This window comes from Alteromonas pelagimontana, assembly GCF_002499975.2.
Lineage (GTDB): Bacteria > Pseudomonadota > Gammaproteobacteria > Enterobacterales > Alteromonadaceae > Alteromonas > Alteromonas pelagimontana.
Genome location: NZ_CP052766.1, coordinates 1,708,707 through 1,725,108, shown reverse-complemented (window position 1 = coordinate 1,725,108; position 16,402 = coordinate 1,708,707). Strand labels below are relative to the sequence as shown.

Sequence of the window (16,402 nt, the reverse complement as noted above, 5' to 3'; positions counted from 1 at the left end):
GTTGAGTTAATTTCTGCTATCACGTTGTCGTTGAGCAGTGGTAATTATTCAAAACCCAAGGCATTGGCTAAAGAAAATCCATTCAAAAAGCCAGGTTTCAGATAATCTTCAAGTAGCAGTGCTAAGTGAACGATCGGCGCTTTACTGCCTTTCACATCAACAACTCACTACCAAGCTGCTAATCATTTTCCCCAAGCGCAAGGCACTTATACTTATAATTTTCAACCTTGCATTAACTTAACCGTAACATGTAAGCGCTTTCAAATAAACCTTGGTTTGTTGCTTTTGAAGATTTCAAATCAATATGGTGGCGTAGAATCAGGCTTTTCGGGGCGGAAGATCGGAAGGTGCACAGTTGAGCAGTACGCTATCTGTGCGGTTCTTTAACTTGTAAGGCGGTTAAAGTCCACTTCAGGCAGGTGCTGAAAACCGGGCTTGGCTATATAGAATCCTTGTATAAGTGAAATACCGGCGTTAACCAACCACTCAAGCTCTTCTGCAGTTTCAACGCCTTCGGCTACAGGAGTAATATTTAAGTCATCAAATAAACGAAGCATGTGAGTCAGTATTGCCTGACGGGGAAAATCCCGATGGATGTTGCGAATTAGCGCAATATCTATTTTAACGATCTGAGTTTGCAAATTGGCCAATAACCCGAGCCCGGAATAGCCGGCACCAAAATCATCTATCGCAGTAGTAAAACCAAGCTCGCTGTAACACTGAATAATCTGATTAATATGGGCGGAATTTTGAATTCTCTCTGACTCGGTGAATTCGAACATAATTTTTTCGGTAGGAAAATCATGTGTTTTTGCCGTTTCCAGAGTATTGCGGATGCATCGCTGCGGAGTAAAAACAGCGTTTGGCATAAAATTAATACTAAGAAGACAGTCGATATTCAGTTCAGCAGCCATAACAATGGCTTTCATTCGGCAGCGCTGATCAAAAGTATAAAGGTTTGCTGCATTGACTTGAGAAATAATGGAAAAAGCAGATTCTTCATTGGTGCCCCTTACCAATGCCTCATAACCGAATACCGTGGCTGTTTTTACATTTACGATAGGTTGAAAGGCCATGGTGAACTCAAAATCAAGCTGCAGGCCTTCATTACAACCCTGACAATAGTTACGGCCTTTCTGCGGAATTTTCTCTGCCATTTTACATCACACTTTTGAAGGTTCGGTTAAGTGATGAGCACCTGGGTGAAGTGCAGTATCCTGATTTTCTTTTTAAAGAACATCAGGACATACCCTTGGCTCAATTAACGCTTAAACAGCTACTGTTTAACGCTCTCGCTGGAAAAATCCTATTCAGTGTATTACTAAGCATTTTCCAGTCGGAAGCCATTTTGTCTGCCTGTTGCTGAGTGAGAACACTTCCATATTTTGCTTCACGGTCAGCTTCTACTTTGTCATAATGAAAAATCTGCATATCAACATCATTACGGTTTTTAAACGCGTCGAACATGTTGTCGATATTATGTTGCGAATCATCAACAAAAACGATGGCTTTAAACTTTCGCTGCATTTTATCCAGGATACCATTAAGCATTTCGCCTTTATTCAGTCCGCTTGTCATCAAAATACCTTCCATATAACTGACTTCGCGTTTTCGCATTTCTTTAAATACAGGTGCACTGGCCCCTAAAGGCGCAAGTGCAGAGGGCGTAAAGTCAATTCCCCTTCGCTCCAGTTCACGCTCGGTGGCAGCGCGATACTTAGGTGCGCGAGAGGTAAGAGCAACCATGGTATTGCCTTGTTGCTGCCAATTTCGGATAAGCGCGGGAACATTCTGTTCAGTCAGTTGCATCGGTGCTAATTCATAAAGTAAACCGATGGTATCTTCAAATAAACACGCCACCTTTTCATCTTCTGTGGGCTTAATCGCTAACTTTTCGCGCTGCCACTGGTACCAGATATCCCCCCCTAAATCAGACGTACTGGTAAGCAGCGTATTATCGATATCTGACACAATAAGTACCTGATCGGCGCCATACCGCTTGTTTAATGCTGTAACAGCGGCATTTACATCGTTAAAAGCACTGACCTTGGTTACCGTAGTCGGAAAGTCCTGCTGAGGTACATTGGCACAGGCGGTGACAGAGAGTGACAATACTATGGCAAGGGCCATGTTTTTGAATATGATGTGCATGGTTTCTCGTTATGTTTCGCCCAACTTATCTGCCATAACCAGATCACAATTCTTACTGTGTCTATAGTGTATACAGCTGTGGGGATAATTGGTTTGTTTTGACGACGAATTTATGACTATTTTCTCTTTCCTTGTTAGAGAAAACAAGAACCAGACTCTTCAACGACATTGTTTCTTCCTTCAGATATCTCCGCAATATTGAGCCAGATGGTGGGAATGTATCGTTTAACGGAGCGTTTTTTTCCTAACTCGCCCCTATACTAATATTGTAAATAGTAACAAGAGACGCAAATGCAAAAGTGGTTATTGCTGGTAAGCTTGCTTTTTCTGTCGCCCTGCTGGGCAGACGGTAAGCAGGATGCTGTCAGTTTTCAAACTGCTGATGTTGTTGCTGCTGGTGACTATTTGCCAGAAGAAAAAGCAGAGAAAAGTGCGACCAGCGAGCCTGACAATCCAGATACGTTGCTGTTCGGTTGGCGTGAGCTGATCGATTCGAAAGTCCGTAGTTCGTACGCTGTAACAGCTTCGGCTTCTATTTTTAAGAATCAATATCCTTCCAGTATTCGTGCTCCGCCCGTTCTCCTTATTTGATGTTCGCAATCGTGCCTGATGGCGCGTGTAGTTTGTTAGCAAAATTTGAGGAAATTATTATGCACGTTTTACCTTTATATAAAATCGAAAGCGTTGATAAATTGGTGTGGCCTGTTGCGCCTACTCGCATTACAACCCAGTCTTCGGCGTTGACAATTTTTACCGATTTTAAAGAACATATGCCCTTGGTCATTGATTCTGCCACTCAGGCGGTGGAGCTGGAAAGGCTGATGAAGCAGTCGCATGTAAAAATGAAAATAGTGCTGGATCATAGCGGGCAATTTGCAGGGATTGTGACGTTAAATGACTTATCCGAACAGCGTATCATGCAAAAAGTGGCGCATGGCGCTACGCGTAGCGAGTTGAAAGCCATTGACTTTATGCAGCCAAAGTCGATGTTGCAATCTTTTGATTACGCCCAGCTTTCGCGCTCAACGGTGGGCGATATTGTGGAAACCTTAAAGGACAGTGGCCAGCATCATTGTCTGGTTGTCGATAGGGAAGCCCATGAAATCCGCGGAATAGTGAGTGTAAGTGACATTGCAAGACTATTGCGAGTGCCATTGGATATACAGTTGCAACCTTCTTTTTCAGCATTGTCGAAAGTCATTGCCGCGTAGCTTTAAAATAAGAGTAAGAAGCACCTCCGCTTCTTACTCTTTATTAAAATCTCATGCAAATGGAGCGGATACCACAGGACGTAAACGCTGAGTAAGTGCAGGCCCGAATGAGCACGTTCGGCTAAGAAACGCTAAGCTGGTTACTCAGCAAGAATTAAACGCGATTGAAAAGCGATCGGCGTAAGTGCAGCGGCATCTTGTCGTTATTTGCTGAATACAATCTGAGGAATTCGTTTTCATTCCGGTTTAGTATAACAGCCAAATTTTATCTTCCGTATTTCGCCATCGTATATAATTAAAATCATCCCTCAGCGCGCGTTGTCTTTCGAATAGGCAATTGTTATGAAGCAGGTTCACGGCGAATATCTCATTACTTTATCAGGTAATATCCAGTTAACTCAGGCGTATGGGCCTTGGAACAAAGAATGTGTAGAGGCCTTTATCTACGATTATCGACACGAATTAGGCGAGGCTGCGACAAAAAACTGGGCTGATATTGTGGTGTTGAAGGGCGAAAGCTTGCTTGTTCCGGATGCAGAAATTCTATTACAGGAAAGCGTGCTTAGGGTGTCGCAAATCGGGCTTCAAAGAGTTGCAATCGTGACAGGTGAATCTATGGTGAAAACAACCTCACAGATGCAACTCGATAGACTTTACAGTTCAACAGGCGTGCCGCACTGCTTTTTTTATCAGTATGCCGATGCAAAGCAGTGGCTAGCCAAGTTCGGTTTTGTGACTGAGCCCCATACCGAGAATGCCCATTTAGACAAACTGGGATGACCTGATTTCCTCCGTTTGCAGCTTAATTATAACAATGTTACGTTTTCTTAACAAACTGGAATGAATATCGCAAGGGATTCTAGCAGAAGAGGGTAGGGAACGTTGGGCAAAGTGCTAAGGGTTCCTACAAATGTATTTTTAAAATCAGGAGCACGTTCCTATGACAACGACTCACAACCCGCCTGCGGTGGTAATGAAAGCATTTACCTGGGCCTATCAGGAGTTAGGTTTGACCGCAAATGAAGCCGCAGTGATGTTGGGCATAAGTGAAGTGGCAATGCACGAAACTGCTTTGGTAGGTTTTGAGGTCGAAACACCGGAAAGCGAACTCCAACTGGCTTTTATCCGTTTGTATCATTTACTCTATGCGTTGTTAGATGGGGACACTGATCTCATGGTTGACTGGTTCACGCGCACTAATCCTCATCTGAATGTCATCCCTAAAACAGTTTGCCACAATCTACCCGGCATAGAATATGTAAATGATTATTTGGAGAGCATTCAAGGAAATAAGGAGATTACGGAGGTTTCATACATTACCGCGCATCCGCCTGAGGTAGAAACGGAGTTGGTGTCTCGTTAAAGACGGTCGCTTTTCCGCCGTATTTATCCGAAGGCTGAAGGATAACTGACTTCCCCAACAGGCGCTTCTCCTTCAAACACCGCTCCTAAAAAGTGAGTGGCCGGTACATCTGGATAATAAAGTCCTGCGATTGGCCGGAATCCGAAACGTTGATAGTAAGCCGGATCGCCGAGCAGTACACAGCCTTTGGCACCTGTTTCTTTTAGCAGCTCCACAGTGCTCTGAATCAGCTTACTTCCTCCGCCTTTACTTTGCCATTCAGGTATAACTGATACCGGACCAATTCCAAACCATTTCTTTGCACCAGAGGATATCGTCACTGGCGAGACTGCAATATGGCCTATCATTTTTCCATCTTCTTCGGCAACGCGAGATAAAATAAGGCGGCCTTCTTCTCGCAGTTCATCAACAATGCGATGCTCTTTATGATTAGAAAAAGGGGCATTTTTAAAAGCAAGTTTAATAATTTCCCGAATTTCAGAGATATCTTCGGGTTGTTCGGGGCGAATTGTGAGAATCATTTGGCTCAGCCTGTCCTTCAGTATAGTCCTTTTTACTTGGCTCGGTCCGATGTCGTCAGGCGCTCGCCACCGCAAAACCGCGCATAGGATCAGTAGCATTGTTAGTTTTTGCCTGCGCCGACATATCACGCTGCCAGTGAGAGAAAAAATGTAAGTTTACGGTTTCGAACTTCAACTGGTGGGTAAAATAGTGTTTGAGCTGGTTCATCACTGAAAATTCACACCCGACCCAGACAGCGGGCTTGCCCTGCGGTAATTTCAAATTCATCACGCTTTTAGCCAATGTCTCCAGGGGACCAGATTTCCAGATAATCTCAACGCCCGGAGGTTTATTAACCGGCATAATGTCTTTAAGTGAGGCGACATGAATAACTGCAAAGCCTTGCGTATTTGGAGCCAGGCTCTCAAGCTGATTAGCAATGGCTGACATACCTGTGGAATCACCGGCGAACAGCACCCAATCATAGTCGGTTTTGAAACTTTTCTGTGCTACAGGCCCTTTTATTACAATAGTGTCGCCAATTTTCGCCGACTGCGCCCAGCGTGCCGCGGGTCCAGGCGCAGAGGTCGTGGGCAAAGTGGCAATATCAAGGGTTAGCAGCTTCAATTTTCTTTCCACCGTGCGGATACTGAAGCTTCGAGAACAGCAATCTGCATAATCTTCAATGGCATCCTGTAAAGGCGATCCGTCGGCATTGAACTGAAGGTTGATATAACTCCCGGGCAATACTGGAGGGAATTTACGCATGGCTGAACCGCCTAACACAATGCGCTGAATATTAGGTGTCAGGGCTTCGGTTTTCTGCACCGTCAGGCGAAACGGCCGATTCACAGGAGTCAATGCCTGAAGACCTGTGACCACTAATTTACGAAACGCATTCATTATTGGCATCCGTGATCTGCTTTCAAATATATGAAATGAAGATACCTATGCCAGAATTAGTCCAACTTTTCGAAAATCTGGATCAATTTGAACCCTCGTTGGATCGCGCCTCCCAATCCTGCTGATCTTTGCGTTTATCCAGTTTATGTTGATCTTCCGAACGGCCCTGACGCCAGTAGCTGCTTATATAGAGAGACTGGTGAGTTACCTGCTTCTCATTACGAAGTAACGCACGCATTTGACGCATGGCAGAAAATTCACAGGCTACCCAGGCCGCAGGTTCTCCCGGCAACCACTCAAGTGCGGCAACGGTGTCACTTAATGCGGACACTTTTTCATCAGTTGTCCAAATGATTTCCACTCCATCTGGCTTGCGAAGAGTTTGTTTATCATTCTCACTGGTGATGTTTAGTACAGCGTAACCTTGTGTAGCGGCGGGCAGGTTTTCCAGATGACTGGCGATGGCGGGTAAGGATGTCATATCACCTGCAAAAATAACCCAGTCAAATGTCTCGGGTAGATCTTTTGTTGAACCTGGGCCGCCTACGAGTATTTGTTCACCCGACGCTGCGCGCCGCGCCCAATCCGAAGCAGGTCCGGAATGCCCGCCTTCCCCATGTAGTGCCATATCCACGGTTAACGTTTTGTTGGCTTTATCTAATGCGCGGATGGTGTAGGTGCGCATTTGCGTCTGCTCGCGATCGGTTTCAGGAGTCGTCACGGGGTTGCCATCAAAGTCGAAAAGAAATTTGATATAACTGCCGGGCGAGACATCAGGATAACTTGCTAAATCATCTCCAATTAGAGTAAGCCGCCGCATATTGTCAGTAAGAATTTCATTGGTATCTACAGTCAACAGGATGGGTTTTCTTTGCATATTATTTCTCTAATCATTCTAAATGATAACTATTATCATAGGTAATGGAAAAAGTAGCACGTTATATGCGATGAAACCTGAGTTACGTGAGAATAAAAGAGACAAAAAAAAAAGGGGCACTTAACAGGCCCCTATCGGTTTAATGACCGAAACTTTGGAATACACATGGAATCTTAAACAGCCAAGAGATGGGATAGGCTGCTTAAGAGACTGCACTGTAACAAGGGCTAAATGATTTTGCGGCCTGGAATATGATACTTAGGTATAATATCATATACCAATTGGTGGAGCTACGTGTCAGCGATAATATGTGGCGTATTGCTTCGCTATTCTTACTTGAAGTTATACTAATCCACATTGTTGCGGATTGTTAGTAATCATCAATGCGTGCAGCCATTCCATAAATAGAACCAGACGTTTAGGTAACTGTCGTCGAGAAGGATAAAGTACATTTACCGGCATGGGCTCGGCTTCATATTGCGGTAAAAAGGAAATAAGCTGGCCGGATTTCAAGTATTTCAATACTCCCATGGCGGGAATTTGTGCAATGCCCAAACCGTGTAAGCAGGCAGACAACTAGGCGTCGGTGCCGTTTACCGCCAGACTGCTGGCCATGGAGTAGTGGTGCAACTGATCATTTTTGATATATTCAAATATGGCATCGCCAGCCGTTAGCGGGGGCGAATAATCGATAAGACGGTGGCGAGAAAGTGCCTCTAAAGAATCGGGAACTCCGTATAGCTGGGCGTAGCCGGGGCTAACACAATTGATGATTCGATACCGAGTAAGTGGTTTGGCAATTAACGAGCTATCGAAAAGTTTTCCTACGCGAATAGCGCAATCAATGCCTTCTTTAACCAGATCCACCCGATGATCAGCGCTGCTTATTTTGAACTGCAACCGAGGGTAGGTCTGACTAAAGTCGTGCAAATGTGGAAGGACCACAGTAGACGCAAAGCGGCTTGGCATATCCACGCGCAGTACGCCTTTTACTTCATCCCGTGTATGTTGAAACTGGCTTTCCAGCGCATCCAGTTCAGCTAAGATATTGCGACACTGAGGCAGATAGGCCTCACCATCTTGTGTCAGTCGTACGCTACGCGTACTTCGATGAAGCAATCGCGTGCCGAGCGAATTTTCTAAGCCTTGAATAGCGCTGGAAATGCTGGACTTAGGCAACCCTAATGATTCCGCAGCTTTGGTAAAACTGCCTGAATTCGCCACCAACACAAACCGTCGCATTGCCTCCAGTTTATCCATATTTATTCGATTGTGCGTTTTTGATGAACAATGTTATCACTTGTACCGGGTTTCCTGATAACAGTAAACCACCTAGTCTTAACCTGCATATCATTTACAGGAGAACATTATGACTACACTTGCACTTATTACTGGCGGTAGCCGTGGTTTAGGAAAAAATACGGCGCTTGCTTTGGCGGACAGTGGTACTGACATCATCATTACCTACCATAGTAACGAAGCCGCAGCAAAAGAGGTGGTTACACGAATTCAAAATAAAGGACGCCAAGCACAGGCGTTACAATTGGATACTCGCGATATTGCTGCTTTGGACGATTTTATCAGCCGTCTAAAGGCATTGATGAGCAATGATTTTGGTTGTAAGAATGTCAATTATCTCGTGAATAATGCTGGCTCAGGGGTGCATGCGATGATGGCAGAAGCCTCAGAAGAGATACTTGATGATATGTTAAATGTACATGTAAAGGGGCCATTTTTCCTGACGCAAAAAATGTTGCCAGTTATGGCCGATGGTGGCCGTATCCTGAACATCTCATCTGGCTTAACGCGTTTTTCTTTTCCTGGCTCCGGCCCCTACGCTATGGCTAAAGGTGCTGTTGAAGTAATGACGCGATATATGGCAAAAGAGCTTGGCGAGCGGGGGATCCGCGTTAATACGTTAGCGCCGGGCGCTATTGAAACCGACTTTCGTGGCGGCGCTGTACGAGACAACAAGGAGATGAATGCGATGATCGCTTCTCAAACGGCACTGGGGCGGGTAGGTCTGCCCGACGACATCGGCGGTGCCATAAAGATGTTATTGAGCAGCGAAGCGGGTTGGATCAACGGCCAGCGTATTGAAGCCTCTGGCGGTATGATGCTTTAAGTTGGCTAAGCTGCACGTTCTGGTTATTAACTAACAGCCGTTCGTGATTGTGCTATCCATAGAAAGGCAAACGAATACATCATTCAGAACCCTGTGTATACACTGTGCAATACATGGATGCTGCGGCACAGCGATCAAAGAAGGTTTATAGCCTGTTGTGAATGATGTCGTCGTTATGACTCATAGCCAGGAAAGTCATTTAGATAAAGGGGAGCGTTCTGTCTGCATATCTGCCTCACAATACATCGCTGTAAGGACGTGTCTCTTCAACGATGAAAGCAATGGGTGTTGTTTAATTTCCCGGAAGATTGGAAATTCCATTTTGTCTTTGGCATCATGTGCGCCCCTCAGTAGATCAAGGGATTGAATTTATGATAAAAATACTGATATTACTGCTCGCTACATTATCGATTTCAAGCTGTTCACAGCGGCCAAGCTATAAGTCTATGCAGGAGAATTTTATCGCGCACAAAGCGACGTTTATTATGATTGCTAAAATGGCTTGTGACATTGGAAAAGAGCAATCCGTAAGCCGCTACTCGCTTGAGGGACAGTCCGAAAGAGAAGATGTTGTGCTGGAGCTTGCCGACACCTTGGGGATCAACAGCATAACGTACCAGAAAAAGTCGGAAAATTGCACGCTGCTGATGCCGGTTTGGGAAGACGATTCTACAGAAATACAGCAACAATTCGCCTATCGTTACAACATTTCCGAGCCGCGCCATTTTGATGCCGAATTCCATCAGTATGATGCTATCGCTTCGCGTATTTCTGAAGGAAAAGCCGATGAAGTTGCTTTTGATATGAAGCTTGCCAAACGGTGGTTCTTCTCTTTGCTTTATCGAAGCAAGCTTCATAGAAGTGTCGCAAATTAAATTTTTCTTTTGCTTATACTATTGCTCTATCTCTGAGTTAAACACACATCAATGAGGGTTAGTATTTTTTCGGATATTTCCCCGGCACCAGTATAAATTACTTTTACGGCCAAAAAAAAGCACCCGCCATAAAGCGGGTGAAAATCAGAGGTATTGATAGGCCTAGGACGGCCTGGAGGGGAGATTAACTGTCAACAGACAGTTCACTTACGACGTCCTCAACGTCATCAGTGTTCTTCGCAATGGCTATAGCCAAATCCCGTTCGCTTTCGGATTTCACTTTGCCTGATAAGGTAACAATCCCTTGTTGAGCGCGGACTTCTATGTCACCACCAGATAATTTAGACTCAAGGAGTAGGCGTGCTTTTATCACTGTCACTACTTTTGCATCCTGCAATTCCCCGGCGAACGATTTCCATTCATCGTCATGATTTTCTGGTGTAACAACGGTTAATCGGTTATCAACTCTGACTACTCCTTTTAGCGACTCCACCAATTCCGTGGCAAGTGCTTTGTCAACTTCAGTGTCAACTTTTCCGGTTAATATAACCGTGCCATCCCTGACATCCGTGTTAATGTCAAACGTGTTGAGTTTTCCGTTGAATAACAATGTCGCTTCTGCTTTGCCATCTATCCATGCATCCTTGGCCGACGCTTTCCATTCATTTCGCGATTCGTCAGCTAGCACCGGCAGAGAAGACATAGCAAACGTAGCGATCATTGCTAAAGAAAGAATATTCCTTTTCATTGCTATATCCTGTTATTCAAATATCCGTTATTTATCATAAAGCTATATCTGTGCCACATTTTTCTTATCATAAGTTTACGCAGTAACACCTTGAAACAAATGATTTTTTCCATATTTGTGTCTTTACGCTCTGAAACTTCAGGTAGGATCTGTGAAGATTTTACTCAGTGGTGTGTCGTTTCTTTCATACACTTTCTCACTATGGTTGAGAAAACAAAAAATAGTCTTTCAATGATGTAGAAACTCTCGGAATTTGCCAACTGAGCCAAGGCATCTTACTATTCTAAATTGCTCCATTTACAGACTCTGGACGAACGATGTTCAATAACCACTTAAAGGCAGAAATAATACAGTTAAAGGAAGAGCTTTTTCATTTACGCCAGATCCGGGAGAGCTTAGATACTGAAATGATTTATGTCCGTTTGGACAATCAGGGCGGTGTAGAATACGTAAATGAGAGTTTTAAAAAAGAACTAGGCTATCAGGATAAGGACATCGTGGGTAAAAAATTCCTACAGTTTGTGCCAGATATCGCAAGGTCAACTCCTCATTTTAAAAAGTTTGCCGCCTCTCTGAAAGATGCTTCTCATTATGCCGGTGTGGTGCAGTTTCTGAAGCGGGATAACAAAGAAGGATGGCTACGAACCATTATGCAGCCAGTCCTAAGCTCTCAAGGGGTGGTCAAATATTTTACCCTTCATTGCAGTGATCTCACACGTACAATTAAAACGTCGCTGGAGCATGAAAACCTTGTACAGGCTTTAACTCGTTCAACAGCGGTCATTGAATTTGATCTGGAAGGAAAAATTTTAACAGCCAATGATGCGTTTTTAAGTGCAATGAAATACCGATTGGAAGATGTAAAAGGAAAACATCACAGAATTTTCTGTGAACCTGAAGAGTACAATTCCAGTGATTACGAGAATTTTTGGAACCGGCTACGGAATGGCCAGTTCGTTGCAGATCGTTTTAAACGGATAGATAAGCAAGGTAATGCTGTTTGGCTCGAAGCCTCTTATAACCCGGTAGCTGATAGTCATAAGCGGTTATATAAGGTGGTAAAGTTTGCCACTGTAATTACTCCTCAGGTGGAAAGAGAGCTGGCTGTCTCACAAGCAGCAGATATTGCTTTTCACACGTCGAATCGCACTGATGACGCCGCTAAGCGAGGTCGGAAAGTGACTAATGAGCTGGTCGAAGCAATGAATGTTCTGGCTAGGCAAATGGAATCAGCCAGTAGTGGCATCGGTGCGCTGGATGAGCAGTCAGTGAAAATAAGCAAAATTATAAGCAGTATCAGCAGCATTGCCGATCAGACCAATTTGTTAGCACTTAATGCCGCAATAGAGGCCGCGCGGGCTGGAGACCAAGGCAGAGGCTTTGCTGTGGTAGCAGATGAAGTCAGACAGCTGGCGTCTCGCACCACATCCTCTACCGAAGAAATTGTTTCGGTAGTGCAACATAATCAAACGTTGGCAGCAGAGGCCGTGTCGTTGGTAAATCAAGGTAAGGCTCAGGCAGAACACGGCTTAGCGCTAGCTAGTAGCGCAGGTAGTGTAATTCAAGAAATTCAGCAAGGCGCTCAAGAAGTGGTTGATGCTGTAGGCCAATTCGCGGACCATCTCAAAGAATAATTTGCTGAGAGGGTGATACTCTCACTTTTTTTTAAAAACGATAGCGCTGCAGGATGTTGTATTCCAGCGCTCTACTTATTTAAGCCGCCGATATTTACCCCGTGGCCATTACCTCTTCTCGCGCTGAATGAGTTCACATCAAGGTAGATTAGTAAGGCAGCATTAAAAAACAAGTAAAAATCTCTTTCCCGACACGCTGTAAAATCGGCTCTGCTGGTGCCCCCATGCACCAAGACTTCGGCTAATAATTATTCACTGATTGTTTAAAAAACATTCGCGATCTCCTGCCCGCATTCTCTTATCAGCCTAAGAACAAAGACCTGGCACCGCCACATTTTAACAATATAAATTATTGCTTAGCGTACTAACTATATGGTATTTTAATTAGCACGCTAAGTAATTGAGGAGGTTCCATGGAAAGCCAAATAGGGTGGTTATTATCCCGAGCTGCTTATGGATGGCGAAACGCAGTTGATCATTACATGGCGGAAATAGGCCTGACACAGTCACGCTGGATGGCAATGCTTCATTTAGATCGCCTGGGCGAAGGGTGCAGCCAAAAGGAACTTGCCGATACGATGGGAATTGAACAGCCTTCCATTTTGCGCACTCTTAATAATTTGGAAGAGGCCGGCATAGTGGAGCGGCGTAATTGTGCGCAAGACGCCAGACGCAAAACGCTCTGGTTTACAGTGAAAGGGCGCGAATTACTCGAACAGGTTGAAGATAAAGCCAAAGCTGGGCGTCAGCACATGCTCGAGGGTATTTCACTCAAAGAGCGTAAAGAACTGGGCGTGCTATTAGACAAAGTGATCAGTAACTCTCAACATTTTTTAGAAGCGGAGAAAAAATGACAGCAGATGCACAATTTAACCGATGGATGAGGCGGGCGGCCGTTCTGTTCGTGTTGGTATTTGGTTACATTATGGTTGCTGATGTTACTATTCCTATGACGCCGCACTCAATGGTACAGCGCCCTGTAGTGGCCATTGCTCCAAGAGTTTCCGGTGAAGTTATTCAAGTTGCAGTAACCAACAATCAGCAAGTGGCTCAAGGAGACGTTCTATTTACTATCGATCCCCGAGATTATGAAATTGCGGTAGAAAAAGCGCAACTGGCGCTGAGTGAGGCCAAGCAGGAAAACGAAAACCTTCAGGCGCAGTTGGCCAAGGCTGAAGCGACTGTTGTTCAGGCTACGGTAAATCATGAGGAAACGGTAAGAGAACAAAAGCGGTTGAAAACGCTTTTAAGTCAGAATCTTGTAAGTCAGCAGCTGGTTGATCAAATGTCTGCTCAGGTAGATTCTGCGGCAGCAGAATTACAAGCAGCAATTCAAAGTAAAAGGTCGATTCAGGTACAACTGGGTGAGCAGGGTGATGAGAATCTTCGTGTACGAATAGCCCAAAACCAACTGCGTCAGGCCGAATTGAACCTGTCGCGAACCACAGTAACAGCGGCGGATGACGGCTTTATTTCTAATCTCCAGTTGACTCGCGGTGTTCAGGCGCAGGCAAACCAGCCCCTGATGTCGTTAGTGGTGACTGGCAAAGAACGCATTGCGGCGGATTTTCGCGAAAAAAGCCTTAATCAGATCAGCCAGGCGGCTACCGCACTTGTGGTTTTTGACGCGCTGCCCGGGAAAGTGTTCACAGGAAGGTTAACATCGAAAGATTTTGGTATTGCGGAAGGCCAGCTTTCTGCCGATGGTAAGCTGGCACAACCAGAAGAATCTGATCGCTGGGTACGAGATGCTCAGCGGGTGCGGGTATATATTGCTTTACAGGATGCTAAATTGCCGCCCTCGCTAGTGACAGGAGCCCGCGCAACGGTTCTGCTGGAAAAAAGCAGTTCAGGCTTTTTCCACTGGTTAGGTAAAACGCAGATGACTATCGTGAGTTTATTGCATTATGTCTACTGATTTTACCGTGCAGGAGCAACGTCGCCTTCTTCGAATTGCGTTTGGCGCGTGCATTGGTTTTACCATTTCGAAAGTGATGAACTGGCCCTACGGCGTTTTTTTTACCGTTTACCCTATGCTGCTTCTGGGCATGTTGCCCAAGTTTGATAGCTTGGTGGCTTTTCAGTTTTTAGGAAGCGTGACAATTACCGGAGTGGAAATTTATCTACTGAATATTTTCTTTAGTGAATCTCCACTGCTAATGACAATGGGCGTGTTTGCAGTATTTGCCGTACATTTTCGGTTTATGGCTGTGTCCTCGCATTTTATGATGTGGGCTTCAGGTCTCATTTCCTTGTCAGTGCTACTTCACTTTTCGAGTTATCCTGGCACGTCATTAAGCGATATGATGATGGCGACATTTTTGGCGACCTTAATTTCGGTATGCAGTGCAGCCTGCCTTTACTGGATTATTCCTGAAAAAGAGCCGGTGCCGATGCCGCCTAAGCAGCAATTATCAGCGCCGCAGATAAACCATCGCATGCTGATGGGCGCGTGCCTGGCTACCATCTCCTTTGTGGTATTTCAGATTTTTGACTTAAAAGATTCTTTATCTGCCCAGGTCGCCACTGTTTTGGTGCTATTTCCAATGACATACCAGGGCACACTTACCAGCGCATTCAAGCGCGCGAAGGGTGTGGCACTCGGCTGCGCATTAGGAATTACCGTACAAATTATGATGTACGACTTAATCCAGTATTTGCCGTTAGTGGTTCTGGTTATGTTTATGACCGTAATGTTTGCTGCAAAGCTTCATCTAATCGAAAGATCAGGTTCAGGGATGGGATTTGGCGCATTAACCACATTAGGCATATTATTTGGCCAGTATCTACAACCTAATGCGGATATGTTTTACAGCGGGTTATACCGGTTATCATCGGTGGTCGGCGCCCTGTGCGTTTTAATGATAGTTGCCTATTATCTTGATGGCTTTCTTAACAAATTTGCTGCCACTCAAAATACCTAGTATTGCAGGTCAATGGATACGGGATAACTACTTGACGGTACGGCAATGATTAGAGGTATAGTGATATACGTTAATCATCAGCAGGAGGCATAACGTGCACGATCACGGGCATCACGGGCACCATCATATTCCCCAAGATACCAGCCGCATTGGTTGGGCGTTTTGGCTGAATTTCATCTTCACTATTATTGAATTTATCGGTGGTTGGCTAACCAATAGTGTGGCGATCATGGCTGATGCCGTTCATGATTTGGGGGATTCACTTTCCATTGGCCTTGCCTGGTATTTGGGCAGGGTAGGGCACCGGCAAGCTACCGAACAATACAGTTACGGATATAAACGCTTAAGTTTATTAGGTGCACTGATAAATGGGGTGATACTAGTCATAGGTTCGGCGTGGGTATTATCAGAAGCGATCCCTCGGCTTTTGGCCCCTGAAATGCCTGGCACCGAGGGTATGATTGCCTTGGCCATACTTGGAATTGCCGTCAATGGATACGCTGCGTTTAAATTGCAAGGCGGCGGCTCCCTAAATGAAAAGGTGCTTAATTGGCATTTGCTAGAAGATGTATTGGGCTGGGTAGCCGTGTTAATTGTGGCTATTGTATTGCATTTTTATCACTGGCCTGTACTGGACCCTTTGCTGTCGGTACTGTTCACGTTATTTATTCTGTTTAATGTGTTGCGCTATGTTGTACAGACAATGAAGCTTTTTTTGCAGGCAAACCCTGACAGCGAACAACAGCGTAAGATGCGCGATGCGCTATTTGAAGTAGATCATGTAAAAGATATTCATCATATGCACTTCTGGTCTCTGGATGGCGAGCATCATGTACTGACGGCGCATCTTGTATTATCAGTAGACGCAGACGCTGTTTTGCTTAAATCGTTAAAAGAGCAGGTGGACGGCAAGCTTGCGCCTTTTTCGTTAGCGCATACTACCATTGAGTTTGAGTTGCCTGGCGAGTATTGCCGCGATGGAAATGAGCTTTATCCTGATTGTGACCATGACCATGACCATGACCATGACCATGACCATGACCAACAAAAAAGGGGCAGATAACTGCCCCTTTTCACTTTCTTTTAGGTC

General features: G+C 44.9%; 17 protein-coding genes and 1 pseudogene. 11 read left to right on the top strand and 7 right to left on the bottom strand.

Annotated elements, in window-relative coordinates:
• Positions 1-383: 383 nt before the first annotated feature.
• Together CA267_RS07750 and CA267_RS07745 are read right to left on the bottom strand one after the other, a co-directional pair.
• Complete coding sequence (locus CA267_RS07750; protein ID WP_075608018.1) at positions 384-1,157, bottom strand: EAL domain-containing protein; 774 nt, start codon at positions 1,155-1,157, stop codon at positions 384-386.
• Positions 1,158-1,257: 100 nt separating this feature from the next.
• A complete protein-coding gene (locus CA267_RS07745; RefSeq protein WP_217358056.1) occupies positions 1,258-2,151 on the bottom strand; it encodes a DUF2608 domain-containing protein in 894 nt (297 codons plus the stop codon).
• A 291-nt stretch (positions 2,152-2,442) separates the two neighbouring features.
• Here CA267_RS07745 and CA267_RS07740 point away from each other — a divergent pair, with 291 nt between their 5' ends.
• The 4 genes from CA267_RS07740 to CA267_RS07725 all read left to right on the top strand — a co-directional run bounded on the left by CA267_RS07740 (position 2,443) and on the right by CA267_RS07725 (position 4,725).
• Positions 2,443-2,742 carry a hypothetical protein gene (locus CA267_RS07740; protein WP_075608019.1) on the top strand — a complete coding sequence of 100 codons (300 nt, stop codon included), beginning with the start codon at positions 2,443-2,445 and terminating at the stop codon, positions 2,740-2,742.
• A 59-nt stretch (positions 2,743-2,801) separates the two neighbouring features.
• Positions 2,802-3,362, top strand: a complete 561-nt coding sequence (locus CA267_RS07735) for a CBS domain-containing protein (RefSeq protein ID WP_075609944.1) — start codon at positions 2,802-2,804, stop codon at positions 3,360-3,362.
• A 342-nt stretch (positions 3,363-3,704) separates the two neighbouring features.
• Positions 3,705-4,142 carry a hypothetical protein gene (locus tag CA267_RS07730; protein WP_075608020.1) on the top strand — a complete coding sequence of 146 codons (438 nt, stop codon included), beginning with the start codon at positions 3,705-3,707 and terminating at the stop codon, positions 4,140-4,142.
• Between the two features lie 160 nt (positions 4,143-4,302).
• On the top strand, positions 4,303-4,725 hold the full coding sequence (locus CA267_RS07725; RefSeq protein ID WP_075608021.1) for an MbcA/ParS/Xre antitoxin family protein: 423 nt from the start codon (positions 4,303-4,305) through the stop codon (positions 4,723-4,725).
• A gap of 23 nt (positions 4,726-4,748) precedes the next feature.
• Here CA267_RS07725 and CA267_RS07720 read toward each other — a convergent pair whose 3' ends face one another.
• From CA267_RS07720 to CA267_RS07705, 4 genes and pseudogenes are all read right to left on the bottom strand, one after another.
• The gene (locus CA267_RS07720) at positions 4,749-5,246 is read right to left on the bottom strand and encodes a GNAT family N-acetyltransferase (RefSeq protein ID WP_075608022.1); all 498 of its coding nucleotides are present in this window, start codon (positions 5,244-5,246) and stop codon (positions 4,749-4,751) included.
• 55 nt (positions 5,247-5,301) lie between these two features.
• Complete coding sequence (locus CA267_RS07715) at positions 5,302-6,129, bottom strand: siderophore-interacting protein (protein WP_170669031.1); 828 nt, start codon at positions 6,127-6,129, stop codon at positions 5,302-5,304.
• Positions 6,130-6,211: 82 nt separating this feature from the next.
• Positions 6,212-7,006, bottom strand: coding sequence for a siderophore-interacting protein (locus tag CA267_RS07710; protein ID WP_075608024.1), 795 nt, complete (start codon positions 7,004-7,006; stop codon positions 6,212-6,214).
• 342 nt (positions 7,007-7,348) lie between these two features.
• A pseudogene (locus tag CA267_RS07705) lies at positions 7,349-8,248 on the bottom strand (LysR family transcriptional regulator).
• A gap of 127 nt (positions 8,249-8,375) precedes the next feature.
• Between CA267_RS07705 and CA267_RS07700 the strand changes: the two are divergent.
• Positions 8,376-9,131 carry an SDR family NAD(P)-dependent oxidoreductase gene (locus CA267_RS07700; protein WP_075608025.1) on the top strand — a complete coding sequence of 252 codons (756 nt, stop codon included), beginning with the start codon at positions 8,376-8,378 and terminating at the stop codon, positions 9,129-9,131.
• A 371-nt stretch (positions 9,132-9,502) separates the two neighbouring features.
• Positions 9,503-10,006 (top strand): hypothetical protein, encoded by a 504-nt coding sequence (locus CA267_RS07695; RefSeq protein ID WP_075608026.1) that lies wholly within the window; start codon positions 9,503-9,505, stop codon positions 10,004-10,006.
• A 184-nt stretch (positions 10,007-10,190) separates the two neighbouring features.
• Here the strand turns inward: CA267_RS07695 and CA267_RS07690 are convergent, their stop codons facing one another.
• Positions 10,191-10,754, bottom strand: a complete 564-nt coding sequence (locus tag CA267_RS07690; RefSeq protein WP_075608027.1) for a BON domain-containing protein — start codon at positions 10,752-10,754, stop codon at positions 10,191-10,193.
• A 317-nt stretch (positions 10,755-11,071) separates the two neighbouring features.
• Between CA267_RS07690 and CA267_RS07685 the strand changes: the two genes are divergently transcribed.
• The 5 genes from CA267_RS07685 (at position 11,072) to CA267_RS07665 (ending at position 16,375) form a co-directional block, all read left to right on the top strand.
• Entirely contained in the window at positions 11,072-12,388 is a 1,317-nt protein-coding gene (locus CA267_RS07685; RefSeq protein ID WP_075608028.1) for a methyl-accepting chemotaxis protein, read from the top strand.
• 413 nt (positions 12,389-12,801) lie between these two features.
• Complete coding sequence (locus CA267_RS07680) at positions 12,802-13,242, top strand: MarR family transcriptional regulator (protein ID WP_075608029.1); 441 nt, start codon at positions 12,802-12,804, stop codon at positions 13,240-13,242.
• Positions 13,239-14,306, top strand: coding sequence for an HlyD family secretion protein (locus CA267_RS07675; RefSeq protein WP_075608030.1), 1,068 nt, complete (start codon positions 13,239-13,241; stop codon positions 14,304-14,306). Before CA267_RS07680 ends, CA267_RS07675 begins: the two co-directional genes overlap by 4 nt.
• Positions 14,296-15,312 carry a DUF2955 domain-containing protein gene (locus CA267_RS07670; protein ID WP_075608031.1) on the top strand — a complete coding sequence of 339 codons (1,017 nt, stop codon included), beginning with the start codon at positions 14,296-14,298 and terminating at the stop codon, positions 15,310-15,312. Before CA267_RS07675 ends, CA267_RS07670 begins: the two co-directional genes overlap by 11 nt.
• A gap of 94 nt (positions 15,313-15,406) precedes the next feature.
• On the top strand, positions 15,407-16,375 hold the full coding sequence (locus CA267_RS07665; RefSeq protein ID WP_083638265.1) for a cation diffusion facilitator family transporter: 969 nt from the start codon (positions 15,407-15,409) through the stop codon (positions 16,373-16,375).
• Positions 16,376-16,402: the final 27 nt, after the last annotated feature.